The following is a 17215-nucleotide window of genomic DNA, read 5'->3' as shown; positions in this document are numbered from 1 at the left end:
CTGGCCTTCATCTGATCAATTGGTATGTCCCGCGTCGCGGGCCAGGAGGGCGGCTTGGACGCGGTTGGTGACTTCCAGCGCCGCCAGGATGCGGCTGACGTGGGCTTTGACGGTGCTTTCTCGCATGGCGAGGTGGGTGGCGATATCGGCGTTGGTCGCTCCTTGGGCGAGCAGGGTCAGCACGTCCCGTTCGCGGGGAGTGAGCTGGTCCAGCCGGGCCTGGGCCGCGGTGGTTCTGGGCTGGATGGTGGCGTGGTAGCGGTCGATGAGGCGGCGGGCGGCGGTGGGGTGGAGCATGGCCGAGTCGGCGGCCACCAGGTGGACGGCGCGCAGGATCTCGGCTGGGTCGGTGTCTTTGAGCAGGAACCCGTCGGCTCCGGCCGCGAGGGCGTTGTAGACCTACTCGTCGAGGTCAAAGGTGGTCAGGGTGAACGCCTCGTCGCCACGCACCCCGCATACCTCTGGACTCGCAAAGCTCGTGCCCTGCTGGCATCACGGACCGAGGCGCGCCGGCCCGCCGCGGTGGACGAGGTCATGGCCGCCTACCAGCGCGACTACGCCATCGCTCGCTGCACCGTGTGGCCCAACCTGCCCCCGGCCCATGTCTGGCACCTGCGGCGCCCCGCCGACCGGTGAACATGCTGTCCGCTCGTACTACCGTCCACCACGGCTACCGGCACGTGCCGGCCTGGTCTCGCTAGCCGACGTAGGCGACTGCCCGGATCTCGACGCGCATAGCCGGAGTGGCGAGTCTCGGATAGACCAGGAGTGACGCGTAGGAGCGGTCGTCGAGCAGCCGGGGCGCGTGCTCGGAGAGCCAGGCGTCGCGAGCGCGCATGTACTCCGTGCGCTCCGCGGGATCGGCCACGAACTGGTCGAGCTGGACGACGTCGTCCATGTCGGCGCCGGCGTCCGCGAGCAGGGCTTGCACTCGGTCGAGGGCGACCTTTGTTTGCGCGGCGACTCCGGGGACGGGTCTGCCCTGTTCGTCGGTCGCACCGTCGATCCCGCTGAGGAAGACGAACCCTCCTGCTGCGGCTCCGCGGCCCCACGGTTGCACCACATGCCCATAGGTCAGCGAACCGAGGCCTCGCTTCGTCATACTGCGCCCTTCCCGCGTCGTTGCCTGAGACAGTGTGTGGCTCCGCGTCACCGCACCGCCTGCGGTGAGTGGGCGGAATGTTGCCGGCCGCCGCGGGCCCGTCCCCGCTCGATCTGTCCAGCTGTCTCATTGGTGGGGGGTACGGCCATGGCGGGCTCCCGGCGGGTCACGAGGTGGTGGGGCGGCCGGGCAGGAAGCGGGCGCATTCGCGCAGTGCGGCGGCGTTGGCCGCGATCGCCGCGTCGACGAGCTCGTGGCCGAGTTCCGGCGTCGCGCCCGTGGGGTCGCCGATGACGCCGTCGCCGGTGCCGAAGTCGTCGCTGCTCCAGCCGAAGGAGACCGGTTTGCCGAAGCCGATGTGCTCGTACGTTGTGAGGTGTTCGGGGACGCTGCGGCGGGCCTGCGCCATGTCCACCAGGCGCGGGTGGAGGTGGAGCATGGCGGCGGTCTCGTTGAGTCCGCCGTGGTCAGGATCTCCCTCGATGACTGGATCGCGCACGGCGGGTCGCTGCCAGACTTGATCCATCGCGCGTTGGGCACCGTCACCATCGACATCCCCGAACACGACGGCCCGCTTGCCAGGAAAGACGCGTCCCGCCAGGCCGTTCCCGATGAGTGACACAGGATTCAAGGTTCTACGTCACGCCGGGGCCTTCTCCGGAACGGAGATCATCGCGCGGACGACGCATTGTCCGGGCCGGGAGCTGGAGCGCGGGGTGGCGGAGCTGGTGCAGGGTCCAGCCCTGGCCGTGCGGGTCGAGGGGGATGGTGGCGGGGGCTTGCCGTCGATGGCATCGGCCCCGTGCCGGTCAGGCGCGCATGTTCGCACCGCCGTCGATGGCCCACACCTGGCCGTTGATCCATTCGGCGTCGTCGGACAGCAGGAAGGCCACGACCGCGGCCAGGTCACTCGGGCGGCCCAGCCGGGTGGTGGGGACGTGCTCCAGGAACATCTTCTGGAGCTGGACGTCGTTCTGCGCCGCCTGCGTCTCGCCCATGACCAGGCCGGGCATCACTCCGTTGCAGCGCACGCCCTTGGGGCCGAAGCGCCCGGCGATGTGCCGGGTGAGCGCGTTGACCGCCGATTTCGATGCCCCGTAGGCGGGGCGCTTGCGGTCGCTGGCGCTGACCGCGGCGCCGGAGGAGCAGTTGACGATGCTGCCGCCGCCGTTGTCCAGCAGGTGCGGCAGGACGGCGCGAGCCGTACGCACATAACCCAGGACGTTGACGTCCAGGGTCCGTTCCCATACGTCCAGGTCGGTGTCGAGCAGCGACTTGTCGCGCCCGAGGTTGCCCGGCGACAGGTCCGCGCCGACGTTGAACAGGCCGTGCACGTTGCCGAACTCCTCGATGGTCTTGGCGACCATCGCGTTGACGGAGTCCTCGTCGGCGAGGTCGAATTGCAGCGCGATCGCCGAACCGCCGGCCTCGGTGATCTTGGCGGTGGTGGCCTGCGCGCCGGACAGGTTGATGTCGCCGACGACGACGTTGGCACCTTCCTCGGCGAGCCTGATCGCGGTGCCCGCGCCGATGCCGGTCGCCCCGCCGGCCACGATGATCGCCTTCTCCTTCAAACCACGCATTGTCCGCTCCGATCGATTCGGGCGCCCCGCTGTTCTCGGTGGCGCCTACGTCGTGATGTAGGCCGGTGGCGCGATCCGATGGGCGTCCGCCACCCGGTCCGCCAAACCGTACATATGTGTACGTTTCCGTCGCCGCTAAACGTACAATCATGTACGGTTCGTGGCAAGTTAGGGTTGGACCATGCGTGAAGTGGGTTGCCAGTGACACGGAAGGACGCCGCCCGCAACCGGGACCGGCTGCTCACCGCGGCCCGGCGGATGTTCGCCGAACACGGCCACGACGTCGCGCTGGAGGAGATCGCCCGGGTCGCCGGGGTGAGCCGCACCACGATCTACCGCAACTTCGCCACCCGCGAGGAACTCGCGGCCACGGTCTTCGCCGACAACGTCGCCCAGATCGAGCACCGTGCGGCCGCACTGCGAGAACAACCCGACGGTGCGGTCAAGCTGTTCGACTTCGTCCTGGACATGCAGCTGGACAACCGCGGCCTCGCCCAGGTCCTGTCCAATGCCGACCTGCAATGGTTCATGGAGCATTTCCGCCGCATCGCGGCCTGCTTCGAGCCCCTCCTCGACCACGGCCGCGCGGCCGGTATCGTCCACCCCGTCGTCGACATCGACGACCTGATGCTCGCCATCTCCATGGGCGAGGGTGCCATCACCACCAACGACGCCGCCCAGCGCGACAACCGCCACAAGCGCGTGCGGGAAATGCTCCACCGCGCCCTTTTCGCCCGCTAACGCCAACCGCCCCTGGTGAAGCCGAGCCGGCCTGTCATCGTCCGCCGCGGCGCCTCGGAGCTGACCTCGCAGCTGGTGGCGCACGCAACGACAGCGATGCGAGCCCAAGGAAGGCCCAGCCTGCCCAACCCGTCAGGCGAAATCGGCCGCCGTCATGCCGGCTGGATGGCCGGGTGGCCACTGCACGAGCTCGATCCTGTAGCCGTCGGGGTCGGTGAGCCATGACGTCCGGAGCCCTGGCCCCGGCTCCGTCGGCGGCTCGGCTGTGACGCCCTTGGCCGCGAGCTCGGCGATCGTGGCGTCGAGATCGTCCACCTGGACGACGAGGTGGTTGACGGCGCCGATGTCCTTGACCGGTCTCGCGGGGTCGTGCACGAGCTCGAGGCTGACGAACGGATCGTCGGGCAGCTGGAGCATGGTCAGGCTGCCGAACTCCGTCTCGGGGACACCGCCGAGCTCGGCGTACCCGAGCGCGGTGTAGAAGGCGCGCGAGCGTTCCAGGTCGGTGACCCGCAGCCCGAGGTGCAGCATGCGCATGATCGGCAGACTAGTGCCAGCCGGACGAGACCACCACTCCCCGCCGGGGCTCTGGCGGCTGCGCGCCCGTGCCGAGTCCGGCTGTCGTCGGCGATCGTCACGGCCTTGGCCACGTTTTCCGGGGCACACGCCGGCGGCTGGTGGCCACCGCGAACTGAAGCCGGCCGTCGGCTACCGGGATCCGGGTTGTCGGCGTCGGCTCACGAACGGGTGATGGCTTGCTCAAGCAGGTCCTGAAGAACGCGCTGCTGCTCAGGGGTTAGCCCGGCCAGCGGTGAGTCCCGGGCCAGGAGCTGGAGGAGCCGTTCGCGGAGGGCGTCGCCCTCCGCGGTGAGGACGAGTTGTTTGGCGCGGCGGTCGGTCGGATGCGCACGGCGCTCGATCAGGCCCTGTTTCTCGAGCTTGTCAACGACGAAGGTGGCGTTGGAGGGCTCGCAGCTCATGCGTTCGGCGAGCTCTCGCATGGTCATCGGTCCGGCCATCTCCCGCAGCGCGGTCGCCTGGGCCGCGGTGAGACCCAAGGTGACGGCGCGCTCGCGTAGGTGGTCGGTGATCTGCTGGGCCAGCCCGTTCACCAGACCGCACAGCTGCCGCTCGGCGATGGCCTGCGGTTCTGGGGACATCGTCATGCATGCCATCCTAGCAAGTCCATCAAGCCGAAACATTTAAAGCTTGAACATTGCTAGCTTGATGCTTATCGTTGCCTTGCCGCCGACGTGGGACGCGGCGATGACCTGACGTGCTGAAAAGGGAGATGGGACCATGGCGAACTCCGTGGTTGACCAGGGCGAGCGGCTGCGGCGGCCGGCGGGCATCCGCTCGGTACGCCTCGGCGACACGAGGGTGTCCTTCGTGCCGGACGGCGCTGTGCAGGGGAAGCCGGGCAGCTGGCTGCCCGGCACCACCGATGAGATCTGGGCCGCTCACCCGGAATACCTGGATGCCTCCGGCTATCTTGTGGCGAGCATCGGCAGCCTGCTGGTGGAGAACGGCGACCGCGCCCTGCTGATCGACGCGGGGTTCGGCCCGCGGTCGCTGCCGGCGGAGCCTGGAAGTCCGAACGGCGCCATTCACGGCGGCGCGCTGCTGGACAGTCTGACCGAACTCGGCCGCAGGCCAGAAGAGATCGAGGCGGTGGCCTTCACCCACCTGCACCCCGATCACCTCGGCTGGGCCTGGCATCCCGCCCCGGGCGGTGACCGGCCCGCGTTCGCTCATGCCGACTACCTTGTGTCCGAGCCGGAATGGGCCCAGCGCGACCTGCTGGAGGCGCAGGGCATGTCCAAAGAGATCACCAGCCTGGCACCGCGTGTCCGTACGGTGACCGACGGCCAGGAGATCTTCCCTGGCGTGCGAGTCCGGATCGCCGCCGGTCACACGCCCGGGCATGCCGAATACGTCATCACATCGGGCGGGCAGCGGCTGATCGCCTTCGGTGACGCCCTGCACTCACCGATCCAGGTCGACCGCCCCGAATGGTCCTGCGTCTACGACCACGACCCTGTCCAGTCCGCCGACCATCGCAGCCGTCTCGTCGCCGAGCTGGAAGAGCCCGACACGATCGGCTTCGGTATCCACTTCGCCGACGTGGTGTTCGGGCAGGTCCGGCGGAACGGCGACGGTCCCGCCTGGCGGCCCCTGGACGCCTGACCCATCGGAGGCGACCGGTGACAAGCACGTTCGCGTGCGAGCTCCCCATGAAGCCGCGCGCCAGGCACTGGCCCGGCATCGTCGCAGCCGCGCTGACCGCGACGGTCACGGTCATGCCCGGCTTCACTGTCGGCGCCCTCGCCTCGGCGATCGAGCAAGACCTACAGCTGATGATCAGTGCCTTCTGCGCCGCCACCGCGCTTGGCTCGCCCCTCGCCAAACGGGTGGCGGCGCGCCTGTCCACCCCCGGGGTGCTCGCCGGCGCAGCGGTGGTCGCCGGTGCCGTGATGCTCACCGTCTCCAGGCGAACGACCTGGCCACGATGACGGCAGTCTTGGTGGCGGGCGGGCTGAGCAACGGACTCGTCCAGCCCGCGGCGGGCAGGTGGATTCGGGGCCATTCGGTCATCACTTCAGCATGAGGTGAACGTGAGTTTCGGCGCCACCTCCGTGGTGCGCCCGAGCCTTCGGACGGCTGGGCGGGGACAACTTGTGGCGGCTCACGATAGAGCGGTGAACATCCGTCCAACGGTGGTGAGGATCATCTAGGCGGTGGGGTGGTGGGCCCGCCGGGAACCCGGCAAGACCCTGCTTGTCCCTGTGGTCCGGGCGAGCAGGGACGGCGGTCTTGTCGGCTCTGGAGGGCCAGGGGACGAGAGCGGTTCTCCTCGGGGTCTGCCTCTATGTGGGAGGGAGGTTTGTCAGGGCTGGCGCGCCCTGGCCAGGTGGCGTTCGTAGAGTTCGCGGTTGCGGCGCAGGAAGCCGGCGAGGAGTTCCAGGTCGGCGGTGGTGTAGTCCTTCATGAGTGCGTCGCCTTCGGTGACAAAGGGTCCGTAGAGCTCCCAGGTGCGCTGCCGGGCGGTGTCGGTGATCTGGATGAGGGTCTTGCGGCGGTCGGTGGGGTCGGGGGAGCGGGTCAGATAGCCCAGGCGTTCAAGCCGGTCCAGCATGGCGGTGACGCTGCCGGTGGCCAGGCCGAGCTCGGCGCCCAGGCGGCTGGGGGTCAGGGCGGCGTGCTGGTTGAGCAGCTCCAGGCAGCGTAGGTCGGTGCGGTTGATGCCGAGCGCCCGTGCCGCGGTCTCGTCGTAGGCGTCGACGGCCGCCTGCATCGCTTGCATCTCCTCGCCGACCGTGCGGCGGAGGACTGCCCAAGAATCCCTTGACATTCAAGCCTCTCGACTATCAAGCTAAATATGTATCTCGAACATCAAGATACATGACAGTCGAGAGGAAAAGCTATGACGACTCTGACCAGCCCCGCTTCGCGCAAGCCGATGCTGATCGTCGCCCCGCTCGCAGTGGCCCTGGGAGCGCTGGGCGGCCTGGCCGCCAACTCCGCCCCCTTCGTCGGCGTCGGAGCAATCGCCGGCCTGCTGTGGGCCGGCGTGGCCACCTTGCTGGCCCGGCCGCTGCTGCGGCTGCGCGACACGGTGGCCGCCGATCTCACCACACTCAGTGCGGCGTTCGTGGTGATGCTCACCTTCGGCGCCGGGCTGATCCAGCACGTGATGTACCCGACGCCCGAGGCCTACCTGGGCCTGATGCAATCGCCCGCCTCCGGCGGCGCGACCGGGCTCTACATGGCGCTCAACCCCCTGGTGGAGTGGCTGCTCATGCCCGCGGCGCTGACCCTGACCTGGCACCGCCCCCGGCAGCGCCGGCGGCTACTGACCGCCGCCACCGTCTACTACCTGCAGCGCCTGGCCACCTACCTGTACTTCGCGCCCACCGTGCTCGGCTGGACACACGGCGCGACGCTCGCCAAGGTGGATCTCTGGATCACTCTCGACGTGGCCAGGATGGCCCTGGACCTGGCCGTCGTCGCCATCCTGGCCACGGCGGTCATCGCCCGCGAGCGCTGAAGGCGTCGAGGGCGCCTGCTCATTCCTTCGCGGAGCTCGCGAGGAACCGGATGAACAGATTGGTGAGGTCGCCGGGCTGCTCCGCGACCATGTTGTGGCTCGCGGCCAGCTCGGTCACGTGAACGGTGCCCGGGAGGTCGTGGAGGTCGCGCCGTACCCCTCGGCGGAAGGCCGCCATGAGCTCACCGCCGTCCATTCCCGCCGGGTCTCGATCGGGCAGGACCACCAGCGCGGGGCACGTCACCGCGCGGAGGAGGGGGATCGCGTCACGAAACTCCGGCGCGTAGCGCAGCGCCGCCAGAGTCTCCGGCCCGGGGCGGAGGTAGCTGTGGCCGTCCCTGGTGGTGAGGGCCCGTTGGGGGAGCATCGGCGCCTGCTCGGCGGGGATCGGCCGGCCCATCGCCGCGGCCTGGGCGTCGAAGGTGGCCTTGAGCTGGTCGAGGGCCGTCTTCAGCGCCTCCTGCGCCATGCCCGGATAGTTGCCCGGGTCGTTCTCCGCGGATCTGAGGCCGTCGAGGTTGACGATCGCCGGGCATCCGGGGTGGCGTCGCGCCCACATGATGGCGAGCATGCCGCCGAGCGAATGGCCCACGATCGCCGGACGATCCAGGCTGAAATGCTTGACCACGGCCTCAAGGTCGCCGAGAACCGCGTCCCACTCCCAAGGACCGTCCCCGGACAGCCCATGGCCGCGCAGGTCCACGGCTACGACTCGGTGCCTTCGCGCGAGGAGCGGTGCGAGGGCGTCCCACGCTTCGAGCGTCCCGCCCAGCCCATGGAGGAGCAGTACGGCGGTGCCGTCCCCGCCGTGGTCGCGGGCCGCCAGAGGAATGACGTGGTCAGTGATGGTGATGTCCTGAGGGGACACGCTGCTCCTTCGGTTGGTTGAGCCGGGCGCGCACGGACTCCGTGGTCACTCCGCCGTCGGGATGGCGTTCGAGCTTCGCGCGCTTGACGAGGTCGTGAACCCCCTGGCGGGTTATGCCGAGCATGGCCGCGGCCGTGGCGTACGGCACGGCCGCCGCCCCCGGGTGCCCCGCGCGGCGGGCGACGGCCTGCCCGAAGACCGAACGCCACCACGCCTCTGGCGGGTTGAACGGCTCGTCTCCGGGGAAGACCGCCGCGATCAGCCGCGCCACCGTACGGACCGCGAGCTTGTCGTCTGGGCCGAGCAGCTGCGCCGCCCACACCTCGGCCTCGATGCGCAGCCGTTCCCGAATCGGCCGGACCTGATCATCCGACTCGAAAAGGATTTCGAGCGGGTCGACGATCCGGGTTTCCATCAGCCGGACGAGCTCTCCGGCCAGTTCGACGTGCTCTGCCGTACTCGCGTGGTTCACTTGACGAACGATAGCAAGTACTTGGCAGAATATGTCAAGTAGAAACGATCAGCCCCCGCGCTGCATGAGGCGTTCCTGGACGGCGTGCGCGCTTCCGGCGCCAAGCGCGTGGTCATCCAGCGGATCGCGTGTACCTCGTAGCGCGATCAGCTCGGCTTCGGCAAACGGGTCAGGTGAGGTCATCGCGTGCCTGCTTTCTCGGATCCGAGGTTCGCCCTATCGGGGTGGAGTCGCCTGTCGGTCGCCCAGACGGCCAGGGCGCAGGCCGCGAATCCGGCCCCGAGAAGACTGGAGCCCGCCCAGCCGTGGGCGGTGAAGATGGCGGTGGTCGCGGCTGCGCCGAGGGCGGAGCCGAGCGAGTAGAAGACCATGTAGCTGCCGATGACGCTGCTGGTGCGATCCGGATGCGCGGCGGTGAGCAGGTGCTGGTTGCTCACATGCACGGCCTGGACCGCGAAGTCGAGGACCACGATTCCGACGATGAGGAGCCACAGTGACCACGGCAGCTGCGCGATCGCTGCCCACGAGAGGATGAGCAGGGTGAGCGCGAGAGCGGTGACCGGGGCCGCCCGTCCTGCATCCGCCCACCGTCCCGCACGGGCCGCGCCGAGCGCGCCGGCGAGTCCGGCGATGCCGAACAGTCCGATCTGGCTCTCGCTCAGCTGCCACGGCGTGTCCGCCAGCGGCAGGGACAGTCCGCTCCACAGGGTTCCGAACGATGCGAACAAGAAGAACGCGATGAGCCCGCGCGTCAGGAAGATGCGCTGCCCGAACAGTCCGCCGAGTGCGACGACGGCCCGCCTGTACCCCGCAGGTCGGTCGGGGCGCTCCTCCGACGGCAGTACGACGAGGATGAGGGCCGCGAGCCCGAACGACAGCACCGCGAGCACGGCATAGACGCTCCGCCAGCCCCACGCCTCGGCAAGCGTGCCGGTGACGACCCGCGCGCCCAGGATGCCGACCACAACGCCCGAGGTCACGACACCGATGTTCCGTCCGCGTTCGGCAGGCGGCGAGACCGACGCGGCGTAGGCCACCGTGGTCTGCACCACGACCGCGAACACCCCAGCCGCCGCGAGTCCCACGAACGCCACCCATGCGGCTGACGCCGAGGCCGTCAGCATCATGCCCACTGCGGTGAGCGCCAGGTGCACGGCGATGAGTCGGCGCCTGTCGATCACATCGCCAAGCGGCACCAGCAGCACCAGCCCTGCCAGATAGCCGACCTGGCCGGTCGCGACGATCCACCCAGTGAGTTCTGCCGACACACCGAGATCGCGTCCCATCGGCTCCAGAACTGGCTGCGCGGCATAGATGCTCGCCACAGCGACACCACACACCACCGCGAGCAGCAACCGCCGCCACACGTCCATCGCACTCCCATCCCAATCAGTAGCATATTGCAACCAAATTGACCGTACGGCATAATGGTTTCAATCCGCAACTCATCGGGAGGTGTCATGTCGCGCACCACCATGCGTGCCCCGAACCTCGACTGGACCGACCCCGACTGCCCCGTCGCCCGCACGCTCGACCTCGTCGGCGACAGGTGGAGCCTTCTCGTCATCCGCGACGCGATGGACGGGGCACGATCGTTCACCGAGTTCCAGCGACGCACCGGCATCGCACGCAACATCCTCACCGACCGCCTCCGCAAGCTCACCGCTCACGGGCTTCTCGCGCAGCGCACCGCACCATCGGGCCGCCGTCAGGAATACGTGCTCACCGACGCCGGCCGCGACCTCTTCCCGGTCATCCTCACCCTGCGACAGTGGGGAGAACGCCACGCCTTCGCCCCCGGCGAGACCCACTCCACCCTTGTCGACCAGCACGGCACCCCTGTGCCGGAAATCGCGCCGACCGGCGCCGACGGCACCCTCCTCGACACCGACACCACCCACGTGCAGAAGGCCCGATAGAAAGCAGAAAGACCTCGCAGATACCCCACATCACCCCACTCGGGTCGGCGTCACCGCGGGCAAACGTGACGGCATGGCGGCCGTACCTGACGAAGAGCGCCGCTGGTTTGACCTTGACGCTGCGTCAACTTCTAGCATCGGGGCCATGTCCATCACCGTTCTTGACACCTACTCCGCCATGCGGCGGATCCTGCTGGCCCCGGTCGCGGAGCGCGCTGACCTGCTGCGTTCGATGCTGGAAGCCAACAGGGGCATGTACCGCTACAACCCCGGCGAGGTCGACCTGGTGGCCGCGCACCTCGAAACGTCCGGGTTCCCCATCGACCGCGACGAGGAGCGTTGCCTCGACGCGCTCGAAACCCTGGCGGCGGCCGGAGCCTGGGAGCGGATGCAACGCGCGCTCGACAACGCTCTCGCCGTACTGCTGGAGGCGACGCCGGGGCTGGAGGCCCCGGACATCACCGTGCTGTTCGTCCTCGGCGATCCGGGTGACGAACACTTCATGGGTCCCTGCAAAGGATTGACCGGGTTCGGCGGCATCTCGGGCCACATCGCCATCACGTTCTGGCCCTTCCCCGAGAACGTGGAGCGGCTGGAGGCCACCGCCGTGCACGAACTGCACCACAACCTGCGGTGGGGCCCGGGCGGGGTCGTGTGGGACCCGATGACCGTCACGGTCGGCGATCACATCGTCGGCGAGGGCCTGGCCGACGCCTTCGCCCGCCAGCTCTACGGCGACGAGCTCGGCCCCGCCCGCATCGGCGTGCCGCACCTGCACGACGACGAGGTCTTCAGCAAGGTACTCACCGGGCTCGACGTGACAGGCATGCAGAACTTCACTGCCTGGGTGCACGGCGACCCCAGCGCCGAGCGCTTCGGCCTCACCCCGGTGGGACTGCCGATGGGTGCCGGTTACGCCGCGGGCAACAGGCTGGTCGACACCTACCTGGCGGCGACCGGGCAGACGGCGGCGCAGGCCCTGCACGCCGACAGCTCGGAGATCATCGCCGCCACGCTCCGCCGCGGGTAACACTGGAACGATGGAGTGGACGATCCAGGAACTCGCGGCGAGGGCCGGCATCACCAGCCGCACCCTGCGTCACTACGACCGCGTCGGGCTCTTGGCCCCGTCCCGGGTCGGCGCGAACGGGTACCGCTACTACGACCCGGGCGCGGTCGCCCGGCTCCAGCGGATCCTGCTCATGCGCCGGCTCGGCATGGGCTTGCCGGCCATCGCCGAGGTCCTGGCGGACGAGGTGGACACGTGCGACGGGCTCCGCGCCCACATCGCCGCACTGGAAGAGGAACGGGACCGCATCGAACGGCAGATCCGGTCTGTGCGTCACACGCTCGAGGCCCTGCAGGCGGGGGCGGAACCGCAAATGGACGTGATGTTGGCGGGGTTCAACGACCACTCCAAGGACGAGGTGATCTCACGCTGGGGCGAGCGCGCGTTCCAAGTGAGCAACGACTGGTGGCACGGCAAGACCCTTGACCAGCAGCGGGCCTGGAAGCAGGACACCGAGGACCTCGTCGCCGCATGGGTGGCCGCAGCGAAGGCCGAGGTTTCCCCGACCTCGGAACACGCTCAGTCACTGGCCGCCCGGCACGTCCGGTGGCTGAGCCAGATCCCGGGCACCCCCACGGCCGAGGGCGACCGGGAGCGCTCGATCGAGATGGTGAAAGGCCTGGGGGACATGTACGTCGACGACCCCCGCTTCGCCGGCATGTACGACGACGCCGCGGGGGCGGCGTTCGTCCGCGACGCACTGCAAGCGTACGCGCGGACCCGGATGTAGCTCGTGTGGTGACAGACCGCGCCGGTCGGCGTCGGTGAGTTTCTCGCTCCGTTTCGGCTCGGCCAGGACGATCTGCACCATGCGGGTGTTCAGGTAGACGATCGCGGCCTGGACCAGGGGGAGTGCGAGGGTGGAGACCTCGACGCTTTCGCGGTCGTCGCCGGTCAGGTCGCCGCCATTTGCCTTAGAAGTCCTAACAAAATGATCCAAGACCGTGCCCAGTTACGGTCGAGATCGCTGATCTCGGCGTCGGTCGCCCAAGCGCATTACGCGAACCAGCTGATCGCCTGCCCGTGCGATCGGGTCCAGGCGAGCGGCGTCCCGTCCAGCGCGAGCACGTTGTACAGTGCCTCGCCCGGCGGCATCGGAAGCGTGTCGTAGGGCAGCACGTCCGGGGCCTCGTTCGCGATCCAATGTCCGGGTAGCCCGCGTACCACCTCGGCAAACGTTACCCGTCGCGGCGTTGGCACGTGGTACAGCACGGAGCTGTGGAACACCACCAGCGTCGCGTCGGGTGGGGACTGCGCAGCCAGTGCCGGCAGGTCGTCTACCAGGTCGCCCCGTACGAGCAGCGGCGGGTCGGCTGCGACGACGGCCGCCGCCGCCCGCAGCCGGGCGCGGCGATGCGTGTGTTCCGGCCAGATGAGGGCGTCGAGCCATGCGAGATCCACGGGGTCGGTCACATCAAGCGGGTTCAGGTCCAGGCCGGCCCGCCACACCACCTGGGGCAGGCCGGTCGGTGGCGCCATATTGGTGGCCGTGCAGGCAAGGAGCGGGTCACCGGAGCCGACCAGGTGATCGCCGTAGCGGTAGGCGTACCGGTCGGGGTAGAGGCACAGCCCGGCGGACGCGCCGACCTCCAACAGCGCGAGCGGCTGCGGTAGCACGGTGAGCACCGGTAGCAGGACGGCACACCGTCCGGGTTCGTTCGTCTGCGTGGCTCGTGTGCGTATCTCCGCCTCGATCACCGGCCAGTTCGCCACCGTGTATTCATGGAACGCGGCCGGATCCTCGACCGGCCCGCCCAGCAACCGGACTACGCCGAACAGCAGGTTCGGCTGCCGCTTGGCTGGCGGAAGCACGGCGAGCAAGGCCAGGAGCTCGTGATCCCGCGTCACCGCGGATGCCAGGCGCTCGTACGCGGGCGACACGCCGTGCGCCTCGCGCGCGGCGAACTCGGCGTAGATCGCAGCGATTGTCATATGCCGATGATCGCAGTGAACTCCTCCCGCACTCGCATCCACAGGCTGGGCGCGGTCCTGGATCAATTTTGTTAGAACCTCTTAGCCGCTCGTTGCAGCAATTCTCAGCCACGTCCGCCCACGTCGACTCACGTCCAGCCACGACGAGTCGACGCTGCTACGTGCCAGGCGCGCTGGCATCCGGATTTGAGTCTGGAGACGATGATCGGGGGCTTCCGCCGCTCCACCTTCGTGCGATTTAGGACATCGAAACTGGGATACCCATCGATGGCCGCATTCCACAGAGCCCTCAGCACGTGCTTGTGAGGCGATGGCTGCTTCCACGCGACTACCTCGTACTCAGGGCCTTTCTCGCCCTCTACCAGGTACTGAATGATGGGGCCTCGCGCACCGAGGGCCCGCTGTTCCTGTCCGAGCGTCATCCGGTTCCCGCCCGCCGCCCCCCGCCCAAGGACCTCTGCCCGCACACCGTCCGCGCCCGCCTGGGATACGACCGCGTCCGCGTCCTCCTCGAGCAGTACGCCGGTCTCGAGCCCCACCAGCTCCGCCATTCAGCCGCCGCCCACCTCGGCGACTCCAAGACCCCGCTCCACCTCATCATGGCCAAAACACGCCACAAGAACCCCCGCACCGCCATGCGCTATGTCCGACCCGGCGGCGAAGCCATCGCCGAAGTCACCGGCGTCCTCGCCCCACCCCGCCGCGCCCACTGGCCGGGGAGTGCCAGCCGGACCGCCTTCCGCACGGCGCTCGGCGTGGACGACACCACCTGGACCCGCGGCCGCGGGTGGGCCCTCGCCACCGGCCTGAACGCCTACATCCATTACGCCGCCATCCACCCCAGGGTCGCCGCGCAGACCACGCGTCAGATCACCGAGGCCCTCATCGGCTAGGCACCCAAGACTCCTGTCAGATCGCTCCAGTCGCAGGGTTAGTCCGGACGTTGCACGTGCGGTCGCGGCGACCTTGTCGCCGCGCGCCAGGGCGGCCTCGGCGAAGCTGCGGCCAAGACCGCGGGACGAGCCGGTGATGAACCAGACCTTGCTCATCAGTTGGAACCCTTCACGTTGTGGTTGGCGGCGAACAGGTTGGCGGGGTCGTACTCGCTCTTGACCGCCGCGAGCCGCTGGTAGGTGGCGGACGGGTAGACCGCGGCGACGTCCTTGTCGGTGGCGGTGGTCAGGAAGTTGGCGTAGGCGCCGGTGACGTGCGGGGCGAGCTTGCCCCAGACCGCGTCGAACGCGGGCTGGCCGGCGGCGATGACAGGCTCAGGGCCGACGGTCGTGGTGATGACCATCAGCTCCGCCTGGCGGTGGGCGTAGGCGGTGGCGTCGTCGGGGACGCGGGAGACGGCGCCGCCGACGCTGCGGATGGCGATGACCGGCGAGCCCTGCGCCGTCGCGATCTCGGTCAGGGTCCGCAGGGCGCCGGGCACCGACGTAGGTCCGACGAAGGCGCTGCGGGTGACGAGCTGGATGCCGGGCGGCGGAGTCGCGCCGTCCACGAGCACGTCGCCGTAAGGCATGAGCGCGACATCGTCAGAGAGCACCGTGCCCAGCGCCCGGATCGGGTCGATGACCTGGGCCGCGAGCTCGGGGTCGTCGCCGTCGAAGGCGACCTGGATCTCCACCGGCGCCTCGGGGCCGCCCGCGAACGGGTTGGCCAGGGTGGCGATGGAGGTGAGCTCCTCCGGCGCGGTACGCAGGTAGTCCGCCCAGCCCTGCAGCACCGCGGCCCCTTCGGAGGCCGGGAAGGTGATCTTGCCGAAGATGACGTCGGTGGTCGGGTGGGCGGCGAACTCGAAGGCGGTCACGACACCGAAGTTGCCGCCACCACCGCGCAGTCCCCAGAACAGCTCCGGGTACTCGGTCGCGCTGGCGCGCACGAGCTGCCCGCCGGCGGTGACCACATTCGCCGTGACCAGGTTGTCCAGCGCCAGGCCGTACTTCCTGACCTTCCAGGTGATGCCGCCGCTCAACGTCAGCCCGCCGACACCGACGCTCCTGGTGTCACCGGAGGAGATCGCCAGCCCGTGCGGAGCCAGCGCGGCCACGACCTGGCCCCAGGTGGCGCCGCCGCCGATCCGCACCAGGTGCCGATCCTTGTCGATGACCTCCACGCTCGACAGCCCGCTGAGATCGATCACCACACCGCCGTCATTGGTGCCGAAGCCGGCGAAGGCGTGGCCGCCGCCACGCACCTTCAGCACAAGTCGCGCGTCGGCGGCGAATCGGACAGCGGCTTGCACGTCGGCGGCGCTCTTGGGACGCAGCACGTAGGCCGGGTTGCCGGAGGCCAGTATCGAGCGACGGGCCGCGGCGTAGTCGGCCGCGCCCGGTTCGATGATGTCGCCGCCGAAGTCACGTCGAAGGGTTTCAGGTGCTGAGTTCATGACATGTTCCTTTGCATCAGCTGAGCTGGTCGGACATGAGATGCCGGTGGCCCACTTCTTGTGACACGTGCAGTCCCGTGACGTGAGCCGCATGCCGGCTGCCTCAGAGGTGCTTGTAGTTGGGCAGGGTGAGGGCGGTATGGGCTGCGCGACCCTGGGTGTCGGATGGCAGCGCCGTCTGGCTTCGCAGCATCGCGTTGCGGGCCTCGAATTGCTGCCGGGTGGCGAAGGCCTGGTTCTGCTCCACGAAGTTCCGAACGGTCTTCTCATAGGCCGCGAAGGCGGTGGTGTGGTCGTTGTGCCTGGCCAGCTCGTCGGCCAGGACGTAGGCACCTACCAGTGACAGGCTCGACCCCTGGCCCGACATGAACGACGTCGCGTAGGCGGCATCGCCGACGAGGGCGACGCGGCCGGTAGACCAGACGGGCATGCGGATCTGGCTGACGACGTCATACACGTCCGCGTGATGGTCAAGCTCCGGTGGCTCACCCGAGATGATGCGATCAATGGTGGCGGCGGAGACGTTCGCCGTGCAGAGCTCGAACTCCTTGGAAGGATCAGGCGGACAGGCGGCGGGCGATGGCCGGGACCACGATCGCGGCGGCGACCACGTGCGCCAGCATCAACAGCACCCTCGTGGCTGCGGACGCGTCCACGAGCACATCCGGTACCAGCGACAACACTGTGAGCACAACCGTGGTACGGACGAATACCGTGCGCGGACGGCGAACCGTGCGAGCCAGCACCAGCGCCAGCACCAACCCCACCACGGAGAAGACAACGGTCAGCACGGCGAACCCGGACACCGGGATCGGCATGCCGCCGACAACCAGGCTGATCCCGGCGAACTCACCCACCGCGGCAACGGCCGCGGTCGCCCCGCCGGCGACCACCGCGGCGATCAAGCCACCGATGACCAGCGGTCGCGCGGGAGAGGTAGCGGTGGTGGTGACGTCTTCGTGGATGTTTTGCTCCATTTTGATGCCTTTCGGAGGAGAACACGCGGTTTGCGGATGCCTGGAGCGTTCAGCGTCCTCTGCGCATGTAGGCGCGGAGCGACAGCGGGACGAAGATCACCAGCAGCGCGGC

At 68.9% G+C, this 17215-nt stretch carries 23 protein-coding genes and 1 pseudogene; 9 read left to right on the top strand and 15 right to left on the bottom strand.

All coding sequences use genetic code 11. The annotated features are described in order from the left end of the window. Positions 1-15: 15 nt before the first annotated feature. Positions 16-297 carry a response regulator transcription factor gene (locus tag ACTMTI_RS47860; RefSeq protein WP_441127536.1) on the bottom strand — a complete coding sequence of 94 codons (282 nt, stop codon included), beginning with the start codon at positions 295-297 and terminating at the stop codon, positions 16-18. Here ACTMTI_RS47860 and ACTMTI_RS47855 point away from each other — a divergent pair. After that, positions 289-636, top strand: coding sequence for a hypothetical protein (locus ACTMTI_RS47855; RefSeq protein WP_441127535.1), 348 nt, complete (start codon positions 289-291; stop codon positions 634-636). The genes ACTMTI_RS47860 and ACTMTI_RS47855 overlap by 9 nt on opposite strands. A gap of 61 nt (positions 637-697) precedes the next feature. Here ACTMTI_RS47855 and ACTMTI_RS47850 read toward each other — a convergent pair whose 3' ends face one another. From ACTMTI_RS47850 to ACTMTI_RS47840, 3 genes are all read right to left on the bottom strand, one after another. Further along, positions 698-1102 (bottom strand): RidA family protein, encoded by a 405-nt coding sequence (locus ACTMTI_RS47850; protein ID WP_441127534.1) that lies wholly within the window; start codon positions 1100-1102, stop codon positions 698-700. A 166-nt stretch (positions 1103-1268) separates the two neighbouring features. Then, on the bottom strand, positions 1269-1724 hold the full coding sequence (locus ACTMTI_RS47845; protein WP_441127533.1) for a creatininase family protein: 456 nt from the start codon (positions 1722-1724) through the stop codon (positions 1269-1271). A 187-nt stretch (positions 1725-1911) separates the two neighbouring features. Further along, complete coding sequence (locus tag ACTMTI_RS47840) at positions 1912-2685, bottom strand: SDR family NAD(P)-dependent oxidoreductase (RefSeq protein ID WP_441127532.1); 774 nt, start codon at positions 2683-2685, stop codon at positions 1912-1914. Positions 2686-2886: 201 nt separating this feature from the next. Here ACTMTI_RS47840 and ACTMTI_RS47835 point away from each other — a divergent pair, with 201 nt between their 5' ends. Then, positions 2887-3426: a TetR/AcrR family transcriptional regulator gene (locus tag ACTMTI_RS47835; protein ID WP_441127531.1), complete on the top strand. Its 540-nt coding sequence runs from the start codon at positions 2887-2889 to the stop codon at positions 3424-3426. A gap of 132 nt (positions 3427-3558) precedes the next feature. On the opposite strand, the gene ACTMTI_RS47830 is transcribed toward ACTMTI_RS47835, so the two are convergent. Together ACTMTI_RS47830 and ACTMTI_RS47825 are read right to left on the bottom strand one after the other, a co-directional pair. After that, entirely contained in the window at positions 3559-3963 is a 405-nt protein-coding gene (locus ACTMTI_RS47830) for a VOC family protein (protein WP_441127530.1), read from the bottom strand. A gap of 200 nt (positions 3964-4163) precedes the next feature. Then, the gene (locus ACTMTI_RS47825) at positions 4164-4592 is read right to left on the bottom strand and encodes a MarR family winged helix-turn-helix transcriptional regulator (protein WP_441127529.1); all 429 of its coding nucleotides are present in this window, start codon (positions 4590-4592) and stop codon (positions 4164-4166) included. Positions 4593-4725: 133 nt separating this feature from the next. Here ACTMTI_RS47825 and ACTMTI_RS47820 point away from each other — a divergent pair, with 133 nt between their 5' ends. Together ACTMTI_RS47820 and ACTMTI_RS47815 are read left to right on the top strand one after the other, a co-directional pair. After that, the gene (locus tag ACTMTI_RS47820) at positions 4726-5613 is read left to right on the top strand and encodes an MBL fold metallo-hydrolase (RefSeq protein WP_441127528.1); all 888 of its coding nucleotides are present in this window, start codon (positions 4726-4728) and stop codon (positions 5611-5613) included. A 17-nt stretch (positions 5614-5630) separates the two neighbouring features. Continuing rightward, entirely contained in the window at positions 5631-5939 is a 309-nt protein-coding gene (locus tag ACTMTI_RS47815) for a hypothetical protein (RefSeq protein ID WP_441127527.1), read from the top strand. Between the two features lie 374 nt (positions 5940-6313). Here ACTMTI_RS47815 and ACTMTI_RS47810 read toward each other — a convergent pair whose 3' ends face one another. After that, entirely contained in the window at positions 6314-6730 is a 417-nt protein-coding gene (locus ACTMTI_RS47810; protein WP_441127526.1) for a MarR family winged helix-turn-helix transcriptional regulator, read from the bottom strand. A 120-nt stretch (positions 6731-6850) separates the two neighbouring features. On the opposite strand from ACTMTI_RS47810, the gene ACTMTI_RS47805 reads away from it, so the two are divergent. Then, entirely contained in the window at positions 6851-7474 is a 624-nt protein-coding gene (locus tag ACTMTI_RS47805) for a hypothetical protein (RefSeq protein WP_441127525.1), read from the top strand. 19 nt (positions 7475-7493) lie between these two features. Here ACTMTI_RS47805 and ACTMTI_RS47800 read toward each other — a convergent pair whose 3' ends face one another. From ACTMTI_RS47800 to ACTMTI_RS47790, 3 genes are all read right to left on the bottom strand, one after another. Next, positions 7494-8342 (bottom strand): alpha/beta fold hydrolase, encoded by an 849-nt coding sequence (locus tag ACTMTI_RS47800; protein ID WP_441127524.1) that lies wholly within the window; start codon positions 8340-8342, stop codon positions 7494-7496. Next, a complete protein-coding gene (locus ACTMTI_RS47795) occupies positions 8314-8814 on the bottom strand; it encodes a hypothetical protein (protein WP_441127523.1) in 501 nt (166 codons plus the stop codon). The genes ACTMTI_RS47800 and ACTMTI_RS47795 overlap by 29 nt, the downstream gene beginning before the upstream one ends. A gap of 179 nt (positions 8815-8993) precedes the next feature. Continuing rightward, positions 8994-10187, bottom strand: coding sequence for an MFS transporter (locus ACTMTI_RS47790; protein ID WP_441127522.1), 1194 nt, complete (start codon positions 10185-10187; stop codon positions 8994-8996). 87 nt (positions 10188-10274) lie between these two features. Between ACTMTI_RS47790 and ACTMTI_RS47785 the strand changes: the two genes are divergently transcribed. From ACTMTI_RS47785 to ACTMTI_RS47775, 3 genes are all read left to right on the top strand, one after another. Continuing rightward, positions 10275-10733 (top strand): winged helix-turn-helix transcriptional regulator, encoded by a 459-nt coding sequence (locus ACTMTI_RS47785; protein ID WP_441127521.1) that lies wholly within the window; start codon positions 10275-10277, stop codon positions 10731-10733. A 145-nt stretch (positions 10734-10878) separates the two neighbouring features. Continuing rightward, entirely contained in the window at positions 10879-11763 is an 885-nt protein-coding gene (locus ACTMTI_RS47780) for a DUF2268 domain-containing protein (protein WP_441127520.1), read from the top strand. 10 nt (positions 11764-11773) lie between these two features. After that, positions 11774-12532, top strand: a complete 759-nt coding sequence (locus ACTMTI_RS47775) for a MerR family transcriptional regulator (RefSeq protein ID WP_441127519.1) — start codon at positions 11774-11776, stop codon at positions 12530-12532. 15 nt (positions 12533-12547) lie between these two features. Here ACTMTI_RS47775 and ACTMTI_RS47770 read toward each other — a convergent pair. Together ACTMTI_RS47770 and ACTMTI_RS47765 are read right to left on the bottom strand one after the other, a co-directional pair. Beyond that, positions 12548-12742 (bottom strand): annotated as a pseudogene (locus ACTMTI_RS47770) (Tn3 family transposase); the annotation flags it as partial. A 56-nt stretch (positions 12743-12798) separates the two neighbouring features. After that, positions 12799-13734, bottom strand: a complete 936-nt coding sequence (locus tag ACTMTI_RS47765; RefSeq protein WP_441127518.1) for a DUF2332 domain-containing protein — start codon at positions 13732-13734, stop codon at positions 12799-12801. 302 nt (positions 13735-14036) lie between these two features. On the opposite strand from ACTMTI_RS47765, the gene ACTMTI_RS47760 reads away from it, so the two are divergent. Next, a complete protein-coding gene (locus tag ACTMTI_RS47760) occupies positions 14037-14627 on the top strand; it encodes a tyrosine-type recombinase/integrase (RefSeq protein WP_441127517.1) in 591 nt (196 codons plus the stop codon). Between the two features lie 155 nt (positions 14628-14782). Here ACTMTI_RS47760 and ACTMTI_RS47755 read toward each other — a convergent pair whose 3' ends face one another. The 3 genes from ACTMTI_RS47755 to ACTMTI_RS47745 form a co-directional block, all read right to left on the bottom strand. Beyond that, the gene (locus ACTMTI_RS47755) at positions 14783-16126 is read right to left on the bottom strand and encodes an FAD-binding oxidoreductase (RefSeq protein ID WP_441127516.1); all 1344 of its coding nucleotides are present in this window, start codon (positions 16124-16126) and stop codon (positions 14783-14785) included. Positions 16127-16229: 103 nt separating this feature from the next. Further along, positions 16230-16583, bottom strand: coding sequence for an FAD-dependent monooxygenase (locus ACTMTI_RS47750; protein WP_441127515.1), 354 nt, complete (start codon positions 16581-16583; stop codon positions 16230-16232). A 100-nt stretch (positions 16584-16683) separates the two neighbouring features. Next, on the bottom strand, positions 16684-17103 hold the full coding sequence (locus ACTMTI_RS47745) for a DUF6069 family protein (protein ID WP_441127514.1): 420 nt from the start codon (positions 17101-17103) through the stop codon (positions 16684-16686). Between the last annotated feature and the right edge of the window lie 112 nt (positions 17104-17215).

Origin of the sequence: Nonomuraea sp. H19 (assembly GCF_052068215.1) — a bacterium.
Lineage (GTDB): Bacteria > Actinomycetota > Actinomycetes > Streptosporangiales > Streptosporangiaceae > Nonomuraea.
Note: the sequence above shows the minus strand (reverse complement) of the source record. Positions and strands in the feature narration are given on the sequence as shown.

Bases quoted from the DNA above. Each gene is read 5' to 3' on its own strand.
- ACTMTI_RS47860 (WP_441127536.1), bottom strand. From the start codon at position 297: ATGCTCCACCCCACCGCCGCCCGCCGCCTCATCGACCGCTACCACGCC.
- ACTMTI_RS47850 (WP_441127534.1), bottom strand. From the start codon at position 1,102: ATGACGAAGCGAGGCCTCGGTTCGCTGACCTATGGGCATGTGGTGCAA.
- ACTMTI_RS47840 (WP_441127532.1), bottom strand. From the start codon at position 2,685: ATGCGTGGTTTGAAGGAGAAGGCGATCATCGTGGCCGGCGGGGCGACC.
- ACTMTI_RS47830 (WP_441127530.1), bottom strand. From the start codon at position 3,963: ATGCGCATGCTGCACCTCGGGCTGCGGGTCACCGACCTGGAACGCTCG.
- ACTMTI_RS47825 (WP_441127529.1), bottom strand. From the start codon at position 4,592: ATGACGATGTCCCCAGAACCGCAGGCCATCGCCGAGCGGCAGCTGTGC.
- ACTMTI_RS47820 (WP_441127528.1), top strand. From the start codon at position 4,726: ATGGCGAACTCCGTGGTTGACCAGGGCGAGCGGCTGCGGCGGCCGGCG.
- ACTMTI_RS47810 (WP_441127526.1), bottom strand. From the start codon at position 6,730: ATGCAAGCGATGCAGGCGGCCGTCGACGCCTACGACGAGACCGCGGCA.
- ACTMTI_RS47805 (WP_441127525.1), top strand. From the start codon at position 6,851: ATGACGACTCTGACCAGCCCCGCTTCGCGCAAGCCGATGCTGATCGTC.
- ACTMTI_RS47790 (WP_441127522.1), bottom strand. From the start codon at position 10,187: ATGGACGTGTGGCGGCGGTTGCTGCTCGCGGTGGTGTGTGGTGTCGCT.
- ACTMTI_RS47785 (WP_441127521.1), top strand. From the start codon at position 10,275: ATGTCGCGCACCACCATGCGTGCCCCGAACCTCGACTGGACCGACCCC.
- ACTMTI_RS47780 (WP_441127520.1), top strand. From the start codon at position 10,879: ATGTCCATCACCGTTCTTGACACCTACTCCGCCATGCGGCGGATCCTG.
- ACTMTI_RS47775 (WP_441127519.1), top strand. From the start codon at position 11,774: ATGGAGTGGACGATCCAGGAACTCGCGGCGAGGGCCGGCATCACCAGC.
- ACTMTI_RS47765 (WP_441127518.1), bottom strand. From the start codon at position 13,734: ATGACAATCGCTGCGATCTACGCCGAGTTCGCCGCGCGCGAGGCGCAC.
- ACTMTI_RS47755 (WP_441127516.1), bottom strand. From the start codon at position 16,126: ATGAACTCAGCACCTGAAACCCTTCGACGTGACTTCGGCGGCGACATC.
- ACTMTI_RS47745 (WP_441127514.1), bottom strand. From the start codon at position 17,103: ATGGAGCAAAACATCCACGAAGACGTCACCACCACCGCTACCTCTCCC.